Source organism: Nocardiopsis oceanisediminis (genome assembly GCF_048595525.1).
Lineage (GTDB): Bacteria > Actinomycetota > Actinomycetes > Streptosporangiales > Streptosporangiaceae > Nocardiopsis_A > Nocardiopsis_A oceanisediminis.
Map to the genome: position 1 here is coordinate 2,967,022 of NZ_JAFMZJ010000001.1, position 16,736 is coordinate 2,983,757.

General features: G+C 73.0%; 14 protein-coding genes and 1 pseudogene. 14 read left to right on the forward strand and 1 reads right to left on the reverse strand.

Annotated elements, in window-relative coordinates:
* Positions 1-43: 43 nt before the first annotated feature.
* The 7 genes and pseudogenes from J0910_RS13120 to J0910_RS13150 form a co-directional block, all read left to right on the forward strand.
* A pseudogene (locus J0910_RS13120) lies at positions 44-2,038 on the forward strand (helix-turn-helix transcriptional regulator); the annotation flags it as partial.
* 263 nt (positions 2,039-2,301) lie between these two features.
* Positions 2,302-2,490: a hypothetical protein gene (locus J0910_RS13125; RefSeq protein WP_420158777.1), complete on the forward strand. Its 189-nt coding sequence runs from the start codon at positions 2,302-2,304 to the stop codon at positions 2,488-2,490.
* A 69-nt stretch (positions 2,491-2,559) separates the two neighbouring features.
* Entirely contained in the window at positions 2,560-2,865 is a 306-nt protein-coding gene (locus tag J0910_RS13130) for a twin-arginine translocase TatA/TatE family subunit (protein ID WP_420158778.1), read from the forward strand.
* Between the two features lie 188 nt (positions 2,866-3,053).
* A complete protein-coding gene (gene tatC / locus J0910_RS13135; protein WP_420161986.1) occupies positions 3,054-3,860 on the forward strand; it encodes a twin-arginine translocase subunit TatC in 807 nt (268 codons plus the stop codon).
* A gap of 63 nt (positions 3,861-3,923) precedes the next feature.
* Positions 3,924-4,289, forward strand: a complete 366-nt coding sequence (locus J0910_RS13140; RefSeq protein ID WP_420158779.1) for a DUF397 domain-containing protein — start codon at positions 3,924-3,926, stop codon at positions 4,287-4,289.
* Positions 4,290-4,445: 156 nt separating this feature from the next.
* Positions 4,446-5,336, forward strand: a complete 891-nt coding sequence (locus J0910_RS13145; protein WP_420158780.1) for a diacylglycerol/lipid kinase family protein — start codon at positions 4,446-4,448, stop codon at positions 5,334-5,336.
* Between the two features lie 83 nt (positions 5,337-5,419).
* Positions 5,420-8,278 (forward strand): DEAD/DEAH box helicase, encoded by a 2,859-nt coding sequence (locus J0910_RS13150; protein ID WP_420158781.1) that lies wholly within the window; start codon positions 5,420-5,422, stop codon positions 8,276-8,278.
* 87 nt (positions 8,279-8,365) lie between these two features.
* On the opposite strand, the gene J0910_RS13155 is transcribed toward J0910_RS13150, so the two are convergent.
* Positions 8,366-8,857: an ATP-binding protein gene (locus J0910_RS13155; RefSeq protein WP_420158782.1), complete on the reverse strand. Its 492-nt coding sequence runs from the start codon at positions 8,855-8,857 to the stop codon at positions 8,366-8,368.
* Positions 8,858-9,040: 183 nt separating this feature from the next.
* Between J0910_RS13155 and J0910_RS13160 the strand changes: the two genes are divergently transcribed.
* The 7 genes from J0910_RS13160 (at position 9,041) to J0910_RS13190 (ending at position 16,628) form a co-directional block, all read left to right on the forward strand.
* Entirely contained in the window at positions 9,041-9,877 is an 837-nt protein-coding gene (locus J0910_RS13160; RefSeq protein ID WP_420158783.1) for a helix-turn-helix domain-containing protein, read from the forward strand.
* The gene (locus J0910_RS13165) at positions 9,849-10,028 is read left to right on the forward strand and encodes a DUF397 domain-containing protein (RefSeq protein WP_420158784.1); all 180 of its coding nucleotides are present in this window, start codon (positions 9,849-9,851) and stop codon (positions 10,026-10,028) included. Before J0910_RS13160 ends, J0910_RS13165 begins: the two co-directional genes overlap by 29 nt.
* A gap of 148 nt (positions 10,029-10,176) precedes the next feature.
* Positions 10,177-11,340 carry an acyl-CoA dehydrogenase family protein gene (locus tag J0910_RS13170; protein WP_420158785.1) on the forward strand — a complete coding sequence of 388 codons (1,164 nt, stop codon included), beginning with the start codon at positions 10,177-10,179 and terminating at the stop codon, positions 11,338-11,340.
* Positions 11,341-11,681: 341 nt separating this feature from the next.
* Positions 11,682-12,914 (forward strand): ABC transporter ATP-binding protein, encoded by a 1,233-nt coding sequence (locus J0910_RS13175; protein WP_420161987.1) that lies wholly within the window; start codon positions 11,682-11,684, stop codon positions 12,912-12,914.
* The gene (locus J0910_RS13180) at positions 12,907-14,214 is read left to right on the forward strand and encodes an ABC transporter substrate-binding protein (protein WP_420158786.1); all 1,308 of its coding nucleotides are present in this window, start codon (positions 12,907-12,909) and stop codon (positions 14,212-14,214) included. Before J0910_RS13175 ends, J0910_RS13180 begins: the two co-directional genes overlap by 8 nt.
* Positions 14,215-14,340: 126 nt before the next feature.
* Positions 14,341-15,702, forward strand: coding sequence for an ABC transporter permease (locus tag J0910_RS13185; protein WP_420158787.1), 1,362 nt, complete (start codon positions 14,341-14,343; stop codon positions 15,700-15,702).
* Positions 15,699-16,628, forward strand: a complete 930-nt coding sequence (locus tag J0910_RS13190; RefSeq protein WP_420158788.1) for a carbohydrate ABC transporter permease — start codon at positions 15,699-15,701, stop codon at positions 16,626-16,628. Before J0910_RS13185 ends, J0910_RS13190 begins: the two co-directional genes overlap by 4 nt.
* Positions 16,629-16,736 lie beyond the last annotated feature (108 nt).

Sequence of the window (16,736 nt, forward strand, 5' to 3'; positions counted from 1 at the left end):
GCTCCCAGCGGGGGCGGCGCGTGCAGCGGGAGGACGGAGAAAGATGTCCAGGAAGAAGACGGAACGCCAGTTGAACCTGGTCATCTGCCTGCTGGCGACCCGGCGCTTCCTCACCGCCAGGGAGATCCGGGCGACGGTGGCGGGCTACGAGGAGGCGGAGAGCGACAGCGCCTTCAAGCGGATGTTCGAGCGGGACAAGAAGGAGCTGCGGGACAGCGGCATCCCGATCGAGACCGGCGGCGGCGACGTGTGGAGCGACGAGGAGGGCTACCGGATCTCCCGGGCCGCCTACACCCTGCCCGACATCGAGCTGCTGCCGGACGAGGCCGCGGTGCTGGGCCTGGCGGCGCGCGCCTGGCGGCACGCCGCGCTGGGCGAGGCGGCGGCCGGGGCGATGATGAAGCTGCGCGCGGCCGGCGTCCCGGTCGACTCCGACGCCGCGCCGGCCATCACCCCGGTGCTGGACGCCGACGAGCCGGCGTTCCTGCCGATCTGGCAGGCGGTGCGGGACCGCCGCCCGATCGAGTTCGACTACCGCAAGCCCGGCGCCGAGCAGGCCGAGCGCCGGGTGCTGGAGCCGTGGGGCGTGGTGAACGTGCGCGGCCACTGGTACGTGGGCGGCCACGACCGGGTCCGCGGCGAGCGCCGGGTGTTCCGGCTGGGCCGCATCGCCGGCGGGGTCAAGGTGGTCTCCTCCGGCCCGCCGGTGGGGGTCCCGGAGGGCGTGGACGTCCGCTCGCTGGTGCGGGCGCAGCGGCCCGAGCCGGAGCACACCGCCCGGCTGCGGGTCCGCGGCGACTCCGCGCACGAGCTGCGCCGCGCCGCGCTGCGGATCATCCCCGGCGGCGACGCCGCCCCGGAGGACCGCTGGGACCAGGTCGACCTGCCCTACACCGACCTGCCGGACCTGGTGGGCATGGCCGCCCGGTTCGGCGACCGGGTGGTGATCGAGGAGCCGGCCGAGGCGCGCGCCGCGGTCGTCGAGCACCTGCGGGCGGTCGCCGAGCGGGAGCCGGAACCGGAGCCGGAGGCCCTGCCCGCGGAAGGGGAGGGCGTCCGGGGGGAGCGGCGCGCCGCCGCCTCCGCCGAGCAGCTGCGCCGGCTGCTGATGCTGGTGCCCTACGCGCTCAGCCACGACGTGCGGGTGCCCGAGGTCGCCGCGCACTTCGGGCTGACCGAGAAGCAGGTGCTCAAGGACCTCGCCCTGCTGTGGATGTGCGGCCTGCCCGGCTACACCCCGGGCGACCTGATCGAGGTCGACCTGGAGGCCGCCGAGTCCACCGGGGAGATCATCATCGGCAACGCCGACACCCTGGCCCGGCCGCTGGCGCTCACCGCCGACGAGGCGGCCAGCCTCATCGTCGGGCTGGAGCTGCTGGGCGAGCTGCCCGGCACGGCCGGCGGCGACGCGCTGAAGCGGGTGGGGGAGAAGCTGCGCGCCGCGGCGGGCGCCGCCGCCGAGGAGGTCGCCGCCGCGGTGGCGGTCCGGGTCGACCTGGACGAGGAGGAGCGGGAGAAGCAGCGGCGCTGCAAGGAGGCGCTCGACGCCGGCCAGGCGGTGCACCTGCGCTACCTCTCCGGGTACGTGGACGAGGTGACCGAGCGCGACGTCGACCCGATGGGGCTGGTGGTCCAGGACGGCCACGCGTTCCTGGAGGGCTGGTGCCGGCTGCGCGACGGGGTCCGGCTGTTCCGGCTGGACCGGGTGCTCGACCTGACCGTGCTGCCCGAGCCGGCCCGGGTGCCCAGCGCCGCCCGCCGCCGGGACATCAGCGGCGGCCTGGTGCAGTTCTCCGAGGACGACCTGCGGGTCACCCTGGAGCTGGAGCCGGCGGCCCGGTGGATCTCCGAGGACTACATCTGCACCGACGTCCGGGAGCTGCCCGGCGGTCGGCTCCGCGTGACCCTGCGCACCCCGGCCCCGCGCTGGGTCCGCCGCCTGGTCCTGCGCCTGGGCCCCGGCGCCCGCGTCATCGCCCCCGCCGACGTCGCCGAACGCGTCCGCGAGGACGCCCGCCGCGCCCTGGACGCCTACGCCGCCCCCTGACCCCTCGAACGGCTACGGGCCCCGCGGAGCGCGCCTCTGCGGGGCCCGCCTCCGGGGCGCCCGTTCCGGGCACGCGGCCGGGACGCCCGGTCCGCGGGGAGGGCGGGCGGTCCGGGAGGACGCGGTTCCGCGCCCGCCTGCGTGCCGGAAGAGCGCGCGCCGCAAGGGGTGCGTCCGGATCGTGACGGTTCGGACCGCTCCGGGTCATCCGGGGTGCGGATGGGTTTCATGTGCGACCGAGTAAGGTTGTCTCTGTGGTTCCGTTCCTTGGTCTTGCCGCCGTCACCATCGTCGGCCTGCTGGTCCTGGGGGTGCTCGCCGCCCGGGCGGTTGCCGAGCTGCGCCGCCTGGAGGTGCAGGTGGAGCGCACCCGGGCCGAGGTGGGACCCGCATACCGCGCCTACCGCGCGCGAACCCGGAACGCCCGAACGCAGGGCCCGTGAACGCGCGGGGGACCGGGCGTACGATCGTGGGGCGCACGGCGCCTGAAGAGAGGTTTTGAGACAATGGGGATGGACGGGCGGACCCTCCTTATCCTGCTGCTGATCGCGCTGATCCTGTTCGGCGCGTCGCGGCTCCCCCAGCTCGCGCGCTCCCTGGGGCGCAGCGCCCGGATCCTCAAGGCCGAGGCCAAGGGCCTGGCCGACGAGGACGGCGGCGATGACGACTCCGGTCGGGGAGCCCAGGCTCAGGAGGAGCAGCCGCAGCAGCAGCCGTACCAGCAGCAGGAGCAGCGGAGGCCCTCCTACCCGGATCTTCCTCCGGGGCAGCGGATCGTGAACGAGAAGGGCGAAGCGGTCCGCCCCTACGAGGACTGAGACCGAGGAGGACCGACCCCGGCCGGACCCGATCCGCCCGGGGCGGACCCGGTGGGGGCGGCCCCGCCGGGCGGAGATGTGCCCGGTGAACCGGGGACGAGGAAAGCGGGCCGGGGCCACCGGCCCGGTGCGAGGAGCGTAAGCGGACCATGCAGCTGGGACGGTCGAGCGGGAACCCCGAGGCGCGCATGCCGTTGATGGACCACCTGCGGGAGCTGCGCAAGCGGCTGTTCCGGGCGTTCCTCGGAGTCGCCGCCGGCGTCGTGGCCGGCTTCTTCGTCTACCAGCCGGTCTGGAACTTCCTGCAGCGCCCCTACTGCGACCTGCCCAGCTCGGTGCGGACCGGCGGCGAGGGCTGCGAGCTGGTCTTCACCGGGATCTTCGACCCGTTCGTGCTGCAGTTCAAGGTCGCCATCGTGGTCGGCCTGCTGCTCGCCTGCCCGTTCTGGCTCTACCAGCTGTGGGCGTTCGTGGCCCCCGCGCTCAACGGCCGGGAGAAGCGCTACACCTACTACTTCCTCGCCGCCGCGGTGCCGCTCTTCCTGGCCGGCGCGTCGCTGGGCTACTACATCACCGGTCTGGCCATGCAGGTCCTGTTCGGCTTCGCCACCGAGCAGATGACCGCGATGATCACGATCACCAACTACCTGAACTACATGCTCCTCATGATCATCGTGTTCGGGGCGGGGTTCGTGGCCCCCCTGGTCGTGGTGCTGCTCAACCTGATGGGCGTGGTCAGCCAGGCCGCCATCGCCAAGCACCGCCGGCTCATCCTGTTCGTCATCTTCGTGGTCGCCGCGGTGGTCACCCCGGCCGAGCCGCTGTCCATGCTGGCCCTGGCGGTCCCGCTGATCGTGCTCTTCGAGCTCGCCGAGCTGTTCTGCTACTTCAACGACCGCCGCCGCAGGAACGCCGACCCCTACACGGACCTGGACGACGACGAGATCTCCCCGATCGACGACGACGGCCCCTCCGAGGCGGAGCTCAACCGCTAAGGTCTCTCCCGACCGCCCTTCCCGACGGAACGGGAAGCGGAGACGAAAGGACGAGGCAGGCGCATGAGTGACGAGAAGAAGCGCGAGCTTCCGCCCGAGGCGATGGGCAACGAGAAGTGGCACGACACCACCGACGCGGTGTGGATGCGCTCCTCGCTCTCCAGTGAGGACTCCGAGGCCATCGTCGAGGTCGCCAAGTTCGACGACGGGTTCCGCGCGGTCCGCGACGGCAAGAACCCGGAGAAGGGCATCCTCTTCTTCACCCCGCAGGAGTGGGAGGCCTTCGTGCTGGGCGCCAAGGACGGCGAGTTCGACATCCCGGAGGAGTACCTCACCGAGGAGGAGGCGCGGATCCAGCGCGGCGAGGTCGAGGTGCACGCCGTTCCGTCCCCGCTGAACAAGAAGCGCGACGGGGGAGCGGCGGACTGACGCCGCCAGGGCGGGGTGCGCCGCCTCCCGGTGCGCCCGGCCCGGCCGGGGGCGCGGAGAGCCCGGGGTGCAACCGGTTCTACCCGGCGGTATCCTCGACCCACTCCGGGCCCCGACCCCGGGCAGGCCGTCCCCGCCCCTGAACGGAACCCCCCCATGCCCTCCTCCGTCTCCCTCCTCGTCAACCCCGCCTCCGGAAGCGGCCGCGCCGCAGTGGCCGCCGGTCGGCTGCTCACCGGTCTGCGCGCGCTGGGCTCCGAGCCGACGGTGCTGATCGGCCGCTCCGCCGCGGACAGCGCCCGGCTGGCCCGGGAGGCGGTGCGGAAGAAGACGGGCGCGCTGGTCGCGGTGGGCGGCGACGGCCTGGTGCACACCGCGCTGCAGGCGGTCGCCGGGACCGACGTCCCGCTGGGCGTGGTGCCCGCCGGGACCGGCAACGACATCGCCCGGGAACTGGGCATCGGCCGCTCGGCCACCGAGGCCGCGGAGCGGATCGCCCGCGGCTACACCGTCCCCGCCGACACCGTGCACTGCACCGGCCGGGGCGTGGACCGGCACTACCTCAGCGTGCTGGCCTGCGGCTTCGACTCCCGGGTGAACGAGCGGGTGAACGGCCTCGGCCTCTCCCTGGGCCGCGCCGGCTACCTGGTCGGCCTCGCCGCCGAGCTGCGCTCCTTCCGCCCCATCCCGTACCGGATCGAGGTGGACGGGGAGGTCCTGGAGGCCGAGGGGATGCTCGCCGCGGTCGGCAACACCCGCTGCTACGGCGGCGGCATGAAGGTCTGCCCCGGCGCGCGCTACGACGACGGGCTGCTCGAAGTGGTGTTCGTGCACGCCGTCGCGGTCTCCGACTTCGTCCGCTTCTTCCCGCGGGTGTTCAGCGGCACCCACACCGGGCTGGACGAGGTCGCGGTGCTGCGCGGCCGCCGCGTCTCCATCACCACCGGCGGCGGCGCCCCGGTGGTCGGCTACGCGGACGGCGAGCCCGTCGGTGAGACCCCGCTGACCTGCGAGATCGCCCCGAAGTCGGTGCGCGTGCTGATGTAGCCGCCGCTGCGCCCCGCCGCCCCGGGGAGGCGGCCGGGCCTGCGCATTCCAGGACGTCGCTCCGACGCCATAGTCTGGAGGCGATGAATAACCACGCCGCCTCCTACGCCGCCTTCCGCCGGCGCCAGTCCCAGACGAGCACCGCGATCGAGGAGTTCAAGGGGCTCTACGGCTTCGACTTCGACCCGTTCCAGGTGCGGGCGTGCAAGGCGCTCGAAGACGGCGAGGGGGTCCTCGTCGCCGCGCCCACCGGGTCGGGCAAGACCATCGTCGGCGAGTTCGCCGTCCACCTGGCCCTGCGCGACGGCGCGAAGTGCTTCTACACCACGCCGATCAAGGCGCTGTCCAACCAGAAGTACAACGACCTCGTCGCCCGCTACGGCGCGGAGAAGGTCGGCCTGCTCACCGGGGACAACAGCGTCAACGGCGAGGCGCCCGTGGTGGTGATGACCACCGAGGTGCTGCGCAACATGCTCTACGCGGGCTCGCAGACCCTCTCCGGCCTGGCGTTCGTGGTGATGGACGAGGTCCACTACCTCGCCGACCGGTTCCGCGGCGCGGTGTGGGAGGAGGTCATCATCCACCTCCCCGAGTCGGTGCGGATCGCCGCGCTGTCGGCCACGGTCAGCAACGCCGAGGAGTTCGGCGAGTGGCTGCAGGAGGTGCGCGGCGACACCACCGTCATCGTGGACGAGAAGCGGCCGGTGCCGCTCTGGCAGCACGTCATGGTCGGCCGCAGGCTGCACGACCTGTTCGTGCCGGTCGAGGGCGCCGACGGCGGCGAGGATGCGGAGGCCCAGGGCGGCGGGCGCAAGCGCAGCCGCAAGCGGGACCGGGACCGCAGCGGCCTGGCCAAGCCGGTCGAGATGTCGGTCGGCGGCGAGAAGATGCTGATCAACCCCAGGCTGATGCGGATGGCGGTGGAGGACGACCGGGTCACCCAGCTGGCGCACCGGCGCCGCCACCCGCAGTCCCGCGCGCGCAGCGCCCCGCGCCCGCGCACCAAGCACTTCCCGCCCAGCCGGGTGCAGATCGTCGACGAGCTGGACCGGGACGGCCTGCTGCCCGCGATCACCTTCATCTTCAGCCGGGCCGGCTGCGAGGCCGCGGTGCGCGAGTGCCTGGCCGCCGGGCTGGTCCTCACCACCGACGAGGAGGCCGCGGAGATCCGCGAGTACGCGGAGCGGCAGTGCGCCGACATCCCGCAGGCCGACCTCGCCGTGCTCGGCTACCACGACTGGCTGCGCGCGCTGACCTGCGGCGTCGCCGCGCACCACGCGGGCCTGCTCCCGGCGTTCAAGGAGATCGTGGAGAAGCTGTTCTCCCGGGGCCTGATCCGCGCCGTGTTCGCCACCGAGACGCTGGCGCTGGGCATCAACATGCCCGCCCGCACCGTGGTCATCGAGAAGCTGGACAAGTGGAACGGGGAGACCCACGCCCCGCTCACCGCCGGCGAGTACACCCAGCTCACCGGGCGCGCCGGGCGGCGCGGCATCGACGTCGAGGGCCACGCCGTGGTGATCTGGCAGGCCGGCACCGACCCGGAGGCGGTCGCCGGCCTGGCCAGCACCCGGACCTACCCGCTGGACTCCAGCTTCCAGCCGTCCTACAACATGGCGGTCAACCTGGTCGGCCAGGTCGGCCGGGAGCGCAGCCGCAACATGCTGGAGGCGTCCTTCGCCCAGTTCCAGGCCGATCGCGCGGTGGTGGGCCTGGTCAAGCAGCTGCGCAAGCACGAGGAGGCGCTGGCCGGCTACGCCGACGCCGCCGACTGCCACCTGGGCGACTTCATGGAGTACGCCGCGCTGCGCAGGAGGCTCAGCGACCGGGAGGGCGAGCAGTCCAAGCGGCGCGGCGCGCGCCGCCGGGACGAGGCGGTGGAGTCGCTGGGCCGGCTCCGCCCCGGCGACGTGATCCGCATCCCCGCCGGCCGGCACACCGGCTTCGCCGTGGTGCTCGACCCGGGGCTGCGCGACGCCCTGCCCGCGCCGCTGGTGCTCACGGTGGACAAGCAGGTCAAGCGGGTCAACGCGGCCGACTTCCCGGTCCCGGTGGAGCCGGCCGGGCGGCTGCGCGTCCCCAAGGGGTTCTCTGCGCGCTCGGCCAAGTCCCGGCAGGACCTCGCCTCCACGCTGCGGAACAAGATCAACGACGGGACGGTCGACACCCGGGTGGTCAAGGCGCGGCACGGCGCCAAGGAGGAGGACCCGGAGATCGCCCGGCTGCGCGCGGAGATGAAGGCGCACCCCTGCCACGGCTGCGCCGACCGGGAGGAGCACGCCCGCTGGGCCGAGCGGTACTTCCGGCTGAAGAAGGAGACCGACGGGCTGCGCCGCCGGGTGGAGGGGCGCTCGCACGTCATCGCGCGCACCTTCGACCGGGTGTGCGGGGTGCTGCAGTCGCTGGGCTACCTGGCCCCGGAGGACGGCGACGCGGTCACCCCGGACGGCGCGGTGCTCGCCCGGATCTACTCCGAGCTGGACCTGCTGGTCGCCGAGTCGCTCCGCCGCGGCCTGTGGGACGACCTCACCCCGCAGGAGCTGGCCTCCTGCGTGGCGTCGATGGTCTACGAGTCGCGCCGGAACGACGACCCCTACCCGCGGGTGCCCGAGGGGCGGGTCGAGGACGTGCTGACCGAGATGGAGCGGCTCTGGGGCGAGCTGCACGAGGTGGAGCGGGACAACAGGGTCTCCTTCCTGCGCCGCCCGGACATGGGCTTCGTGTGGCTGGCGCACCGCTGGGCGCGCGGCGACCGGCTCGACCGGATCCTCGCCGACGCGGACATGCCGGCGGGCGACTTCGTCCGCACCGCCAAGCAGCTGATCGACCTGATGGAGCAGATCGCCGCGGCGGCGCCGGAGGACGGCGGGGTCCGCTCCACCGCCCGCAAGGCGGTCGACCTGGTCCGGCGGGGCGTGGTCGCCTACACCTCGGTGGGCTGACCGGAGGGGCGGCCGAATGGGAGTCCGGTGCCCCGTGCCGTCCGGACGGCACGGGGCACCGGACTCCGGGCCTCTCCGCGCCGGGCCTCAGCCGGTGCTCCCGGCGCGGGCCGGGAGCGGGGTCCGGTCGGGGGTCAGCAGGGTCATGCAGAGCCGTCCGCCGCGGCGGCCGGGGACGTAGAGCCAGTGCGCGGCGATGGCGTCGATGAGCAGCATGCCCCGCCCGGTCTCGGTGTCCAGGTCGAGCGCGCGGCGGGCGACGCGGGGGCGGTCGCCGGGGCGGAGCGGCCCGCCGTCGCCGACGTCGATGTAGAGCGGGCCGTCGGCCAGGGCGTAGAGGCGGAGCGAGACGGCGCCGCCCGCCAGGCCGCTGCGGGTGTGCCGCCAGGCGTTGCAGAACGCCTCGTCCACGCAGATCTCAGCGTCGTCCACCAGGGTGTCGGCCCAGAGCGGCCGCAGCCTGACCCGGGTGAGCGACCGCGCCCGCCGGAGCCCGCTTTCGGTGCAGGGGAGTTCTTCGCCGACATCGAGGGCGAACGGGTGGATCGGTGGGCGAGTTGGAGGGATAAACTGATCCATGTCTTCACCTCGTAGTTAGGTGGAGGCCGCGCCCCGGGGCCTCGCAGCGGCCGCCGGGGTCTTCTGCGTCTTTCGTGGTCCTGAGCATGCCGAGATGACGCCCCCACTTCCATCAGGGATACATTTCTGGCTCCTTTTGGCTTTCTCGTCACCACGTGTCTCCAGAAATGACAGCCTGTCTCCATGGCGGATCAAGTGCATGAGAAGTGGGTTCGGTTCGGGCGAGAGTTGCGGCGTGTGCGCTCGTCATCAGGTATGACGCAGCGCCAGCTGGCGGGGCGGCTGACGATGCACTACACCATGCTGGGGAAGATCGAGCGCGCCGAGCGGACCCCGCAACGGGAGCATGCGGAGGAACTGGACGCCATCCTGGAGACAGGTGGGACCCTGTCCCGTCTCTGGCAGGAGACCTCCCGTCAGGGAAACGTTCCGGACTGGTTCAAGAGCGTTCTTTCGATAGAACGCCGTGCCCAGGAGATTCACGCCTATGAATCGACGGTCATTCCCGGGATTCTGCAGATCTCCGAGTACACGCGCGCGCTCGCTGAAGACCGGATGATCACCGCCACTCCGGATGAAATAGACGAAATCGTCGACACGCGTTCCAAACGGCTCGGCGCCGTTCTCGAACAGGGGCGTCCGCTGATGTGGTTCATCGTCAAAGAGACCGTGTTGTTGGACGTGGTGGGGAGTGAGAGGATCATGCACCGAGAGCTGGGACACATGGCCGAACTCTCGGAGAGCGGCGTCATCAGATTGCAGCTCCTGCCGGCCGACGCCCGCACCAGCATCGGACTCTGTCTTCCGTTCTGGATGTACAGGCTCGACCAGACGAGGACGATCGCCTACGCGGAGCATGCGAAGGGCGGGGAGGTCGTCGACACCCCCGCAGAGGTGGAGGAGTTCCGGACGCTGTTCGGGCAGCTCCAGGCCGAGTCCCTGCCGCCCTCACAGTCCGTCACGTCGATACGCAAGATCATGGAGAACCGCTATGGAGACGTGGAAGAAGAGCAGCTATAGCCACGGCAACGGCGGCGCCTGCGTCGAGGTCGCCGAGGCGCCGCAAGCGGTGAAGATGCGGGACACCCAGAACCGCGAGCGCGGCCATCTGGCCTTCCCCTGTGCCGAGTGGCAGGGCTTCCTCGACTCGGTGAAGCGCGGCGAGCTGTAGTCCCCTCCCGTCCCGCCGTCCGGTCCGCGGGCGGGGCGGCGGGATGGGTTAAAGTGCCCCATGTCACCATGTAGTTGGACGACCGAGTAAATACCTCTGACGAGGCCGTCCACCGGCATGACCTGCCGGTACTACCTGAGGGAATGGCATGGGCGTTGAGCGCACTCTTCCGACTCCGGAGGCCGCGGACCTCCTGGAGCTGGTCCGGGACCTGGTGGACAAGGAGGTCCGGCCCAGGGCGGCCCCAGGCGAGGAGAGCGCCGCGTTCCCCCGCGACCTGTTCGCCCTGCTCGGGGAGGCCGGGCTGCTCTCCCTGCCCTACCCGGCCGAGTACGGCGGCGGGGACCAGCCCTACGAGGTCTACCTCCAGGTCGTCGAGGAGCTGGCGGCCGGCTGGCTGGCCGTCGGGCTCGGGCTGAGCGTGCACACCCTGGCCTGCTACCCGGTGGCCTCCTTCGGCTCCGCCGAGCAGAAGGAGCGCCTCCTCCCGGACATGCTCGGCGGCCGGCTGCTCGGCGCCTACTGCCTCTCCGAGGCGCACTCCGGATCCGACGCCGCCGCCCTGGCCACCCGGGCCGCCAGGACCGGCACCGGCTACCGCATCGACGGCGCCAAGTCCTGGATCACCCACGGCGGCGTCGCCGACTTCTACACCCTCTTCGCCCGCACCGGCGCCCCCGACTCCGGGGCGGGCGGCATCGGCTGCCTGCACGTCCCCGCCGAGACCGCCGGGGTCGCCGCCGACGCCCCCGAGCGGAAGATGGGCATGAGCGCCTCGCCCACCGCCGCGGTCCGCTTCGACGGCGCCGAGGTCGGCGCGGACGCGCTCATCGGCGAGGAGGACAAGGGCTTCGCCATCGCGCTGTCCGCCCTGGACTCCGGCCGGCTCGGCATCGCCGCCTGCGCGGTGGGCGTGGCCCGGGCCGCGCTGGACGCCGCCGTCGGCTACGCCGCGGAGCGCAGCCAGTTCGGCCGCCCGATCATCGAGCACCAGGGCCTCTCCTTCCTCCTCGCCGACATGGCCACCCAGGTGGAGGCGGCCCGCGAGCTCTACCTGGCCGCCGCCCGGCGGCGCGACGCCGGGCGGCCGTTCGCCAAGCAGGCCGCGATGGCCAAGCTCTTCGCCACCGACACCGCGATGAAGGCGGCCACCGACGCGGTCCAGGTCCTCGGCGGCGCCGGCTACACCCGCGACTTCCCCGTCGAGCGGTTCATGCGCGAGGCCAAGGTGCTGCAGATCGTGGAGGGCACCAACCAGATCCAGCGCATGGTGATCGGCCGCCACCTGGCCCGGGAGGAGCAGGCCGGGTAGCACCCGGACGCGGCGGGCGGGGCGGTGCCGGGGACCGGCGCCGCCCCGCGCCCTTCCGCCGCCCGCCGCCCCCTTCCGAACGGGCCGAAACGCCGCCACCGGGGGCTTTCCGGTCGCCGTCCCTCGAACGCCGCCAAAGGCGGGAAACAGATCAGTAACAGGGGGCGTCGCCCACTGTTATGCCGGGACAAACGCTGGTACGACAAGGGGCGAGAGTTCGGTGTGGCCCACGGCACAGTGCCGCGGGCCCGGACCGCGGCCGCACCGCGGCGCGGCGCCCGCCACGGGGCCGCGGGACCGGCTCCCCGATGCCGAGCGGCGAAGACGGGTGGTGGCTGATCGTGGCGGATGTCCGGCTGGACGGGGTCTACAAGATCTACCCGGACGGCACCAGCGCGGTGAACGACCTGAACCTGGAGATCGCCGACGGCGAGTTCCTGGTGCTGGTCGGCCCCTCCGGGTGCGGCAAGACCACCGCGCTGCGGATGATCGCCGGGCTGGAGGAGATCAGCAAGGGCACCGTCGCCATCGGCGACCGGACGGTCAACCGGGTCCCGGCCCGCGACCGCGACGTCGCCATGGTCTTCCAGAGCTACGCCCTCTACCCGCACCTGTCGGTGGAGGACAACATCGGCTTCGGCCTGCAGCTGCGCAAGATGCCCAAGGCGCAGGTCGCCGAGCGCGTCGCGAAGGCCGCCGCCACCCTGGGCCTGACCGACCACCTCAAGCGCAAGCCGCGCAACCTCTCCGGCGGCCAGCGGCAGCGGGTCGCCATGGGCAGGGCCATCGTCCGCGAGCCGCAGGCGTTCCTGATGGACGAGCCGCTGTCCAACCTGGACGCCAAGCTCCGGGTGCAGATGCGCGCGGAGATCTCCCGCCTCCAGCGCGACCTCGGCGTCACCACCGTCTACGTCACCCACGACCAGGTGGAGGCGATGACCCTGGGCGACCGGGTCGCGGTGATGAAGAAGGGCGTGCTGCAGCAGGTCGCCCCGCCGCAGGAGCTCTACGAGCGGCCCGGCAACCTCTTCGTCGCCGGGTTCATCGGCTCCCCGGCGATGAACCTGGTCCAGGGTCGGCTGGAGGCCGACGGCGACGGCGCCCTGCTCTCCCTGGGCGACCAGCGGCTCGCGGTGCCCGCCGGGCTGATCGCCGAGCGCCCCGGGCTGCGCGGGATGCTCGGCCGCGACGTCGCGGTGGGCGTCCGCCCCGAGGACATGGACGACGCCGACCTGCCCGGCGGGGCGGCCGAGGGCGCCGTGCTGGAGTCGGAGACCGAACTGGTCGAGGCGCTCGGCTCGGAGCTGCTCGTGCACTTCACCATCGGCGCGCCGCCGGTGGTCACCGAGGACACCAGGGAGCTCGCCCGGGACGCCGGCGCCGACGACATCGGCGCGGCCGGCGGGCGCAGCCCGATGATCGCGAAGTTCAGCCCCCGCTCGCAGACCGGCGAGGGGCGGCCGGTGCGGATCCGGGTGGACACCGCGCGGCTCTACTTCTTCGACCCCGAGACCGGCGCGGGCATCTGGGGGGAGCCCGGAGCGGAACAGCGACGAGAGGGAAGCCATGGCTGAGCACAGGAGGAGGGCCCGCGGCGCCGCCGCCGCGGCGGCGGCGGGGCTGCTGGTCGCGGCGGGCTGCGCCCCCGGCGGCGGCGAGGGGCCGGCGGGCGGCGGCGACCTGGCCGGCGTCCAGCTCAAGGTCGCCGCCAAGTGGACCGGCGTCGAGCAGGACAACTTCGAGGAGGTGCTGGCCGCCTTCGAGGAGCAGACCGGGGCCACCGTCTCCTACGAGCCCACCGGGGAGGACACCGGCGCCTACCTCGGCCCCAAGATCGAGGCGGGCGAGCCGCCGGACGTCGCGCTGCTCCCGCAGCCCGGCCTGCTCGCCGAGTACGCCGCGCAGGGCGCCCTGGTCCCGCTGGAGGGCGACGCCGCGGCCGCGCTGGAGGAGAACTACACCGACTACTGGCGCGAGCTGGGCTCGGTGGACGGCGAGGCCTACGGCATCCTGCTCAAGGCCGCGCACAAGTCCATCGTCTGGTACCGGCCGGACGCCTTCGACGCCGCCGGCGTCCAGCCCCCGAGCACCTGGGACGACATGGTCGGCACCACGGCGAGCACGCTGTCGGACTCCGGCACCGTCCCGTTCGCGATGTGCGGCGCCTCCGGCTGGACGCTCACCGACTGGTTCGAGAACGTCTACCTCTCGCACGCCGGGCCGGAGAAGTACGACCGGCTCACCGCGCACGAGATCCCGTGGACCGACGAGAGCGTGGTGCAGACCCTGGAGACGCTGGCCGACGTCTGGGGCGAGAAGGACTTCATGGCCGGCGGCACCGACGGCGCGGTCCAGACCGACTTCCCCACCTGCGTCAGCCAGGTCTACGGCCAGCAGGACGCGGCCATGGTCTTCGAGGCCGACTTCGTCGCCGCCAACGCGGCCGAGGCCGGCGCCACCGTCGGCGAGGACGCCCGGGCGTTCCCCTTCCCCGCGGTGGGCGAGGAGCCGCCGGTCGTGGTCGGCGGCGACATCGCGGTGGCGATGAGCGAGAACGAGGGCACCCAGGAGCTGCTCGCCTACCTCGCCTCGCCGGAGGCCCAGTCCACCTGGGCCGGGCTCGGCGGCTACCTGTCGGCCAACTCCCAGGTGGAGTCCTCGGCCTACGCCGACGAGTTCACCCAGGAGCTCTCGCAGACCATCCTGGAGGCCGGCGAGAACGTCCGCTACGACATGTCCGACCAGGTGCCCAGCGGGTTCGGCGCGACCGAGGGGCGCGGCATGTGGTCGATCCTGCAGGACTTCCTGCGCGACCCGAGCGACCCCGAGGCGACCGCGGAGGACCTGGAGGCCGCCGCGAAGGAGGCCTCCTGACCCTGCCCTGAGCGCGCCCGGCGGCCCCCGCACCCCGGGGCCGCCGGGCCCAGGCGGAGAGCGAGACGGAGAGGAGGGGCGCGGCCGACGGTCCGCGGGGACCGGGAGGCGCCGCGCCGAACCGGGATGGCCGACACCCCACAGCCGCCGCCCGGCGCCGCCCAGGGCGCGCCGCCGGGCGGCAAGGACGAGGACCGCGCCGGGACGCTGGGGCCGCCCCGGTGGCTCTCCCTGGTCTTCCTGCTGCCCGCCCTGCTCTTCCTGGGCGCCTACATGGTCTATCCGATCCTCTTCTCGGTGTACCGGAGCCTGTGGGACGCGGCGGGGACCCAGTTCGTCTGGTTCGACAACTACGTCGAGATGTTCACCAGCCCGGGCACCTTCATCGCGCTGCGCAACAACGCGGTGTGGGTGGTGGTGGCCCCCATCGTGGTCACCGTCGCCGGGCTGATCTTCGCGGTGCTCACCGAGCGGATCAGGTGGGCCACCGCGTTCAAACTCGTCGTGTTCATGCCGATGGCCGTCTCCTTCCTGGCCTCCGGCGTGATCTTCCGGCTCGTCTACGAGCAGGACCCGGAGCGCGGCCTGGCCAACGCGGTGATCACCACCGTGCAGGACACGGTCTCGCCCGCCGGCGCCTACCCGGACGCCCGGCCGCGCGAGGAGGGCGACCTGCCGGCCCTGCCCGGCGGCGGCTACGAGGTGCCCGGGGAGGTCTCCGCCGGGGAGAGCGTCGCGATCGGCCTGGTCGGCGTCGCCCCCGACGACCTGCCCGGGGACGCCGCGCCGGCCGCGGCGCCCCGGCCGGGCGGGCCGGACGCGGTCACCGGCACGGTCTGGCTGGACTTCACCCCCGGCGGAGGGGGAGAGGAGGGCGCCGTCGACACCGGGGAGAAGGGGCTGCCCGGGATGGAGGTGCGGCTGGTCTCCGAGGGCCGGGTCGAGGCCACCGCCAGTGCCGGGCCGGACGGCTCCTTCGCCTTCGAGGGCGTCGGCTCCGGCCCCTACACCGTCCAGCTCTCCGAGCGGAACTTCACCCCGCCCTACGCCGGGGTGACCTGGCTGGGGCCCGCCCTGGTCACCCCGGCCGTCATCGGCGCCTACCTGTGGGTGTGGGCCGGGTTCGCCATGGTCCTCATCGCCGCGGGGCTGGCCGCCATCCCGCGCGACGCGCTGGAGGCCGCCCGGGTGGACGGCGCCACCGAGTGGCAGGTGTTCCGCCGGGTCACCGTGCCGCTGCTCTCCCCGGTGCTGATGGTCGTCTTCGTCACCCTGATGATCTACGTGCTGAAGATCTTCGACCTGGTGTTCGTGATCGCCCCGGGGTCGGTGCAGGCCGACGCCAACGTGCTCGCCCTGGAGATGTGGCGGGTCGCGTTCGGCATCAACGACCAGGGGCTGGGCAGCGCCCTGGCGGTCTTCCTGCTGGTCCTGGTCATCCCCGCGATGATCTTCCAGATCCGACGGTTCCGCCGGGAGGGGTCATGAGCGACGACGCCGCGACGACGGAGGCCGCGCCCGCCGCGGGCGGCGGGCCGGAGCCGGGGGCGGAGGGGGCGCCGCGCAGGACGGTGGCGGGCCGGCTGGTCGGTGTGCTGGGCTCGGGGCTGGTGCAGCTGCTGCTGGTGCTGATCGCGCTGTTCTGGCTGGTGCCCACGCTGGGCCTGTTCGTGTCCAGCCTGCGCACCCCGGCCGACAACGCCGCCTCCGGCTGGTGGACGGCGCTGCTGGAGCCGGCCCAGCTCACCATGGAGAACTACGCCCAGCTGCTGGACAACGCGGTCTTCACCGGATCGTTCCTGAACACGATCCTGATCACGGTGCCCTCCACGCTGCTCATCGTGGTCATCGCCGCGCTGGCCGCCTACGCCTTCGCCTGGCTGGAGTTCCCCGGCCGGGACTGGCTCTTCCTCGGCGTGGTGGGGCTGCTGGTGGTCCCGCTGCAGGTGGCGCTGGTGCCGATCGCGCAGCTCTACGGCGGGCTGGGCATCTACGGGTCGATCGCCGGGGTGGTGCTGTTCCACGTCGGCTTCGGCCTGCCGTTCGCGATCTTCCTGCTCCGCAACTTCTTCGCCGCCATCCCGCGCGACCTGCTGGAGGCGGCCCGGATGGACGGCGGCAAGGAGTTCACCATCTTCCGCCGGGTCATCCTGCCGCTGGGCGGCCCGGCGATCGCCTCGCTCACCATCTTCCAGTTCCTGTGGGTCTGGAACGACCTGCTGGTCGCGCTGGTCTTCGCCGACGCCGCCAACCAGCCGATGACCAAGGCGCTGCAGGCGGAGATGCGCCAGTTCGGGGCGAACATCGACATCATCTCCTCCGGGGCGTTCATCTCGATGCTGGTGCCGCTGGTGGTCTTCTTCGCCTTCCAGCGCTACTTCGTCCAGGGCGTCATGGCGGGCGCGGTGAAGTAGCCGCCGGGACCCGGCGCCGCGGGCCCTCCGACGCGGAGGGAGGGCGCGCGGCGCCGCCTCCGCGCCCCGCCCCGGCAGCGGGCCGGGCCCCGGGCGCGGCGCGCCCGG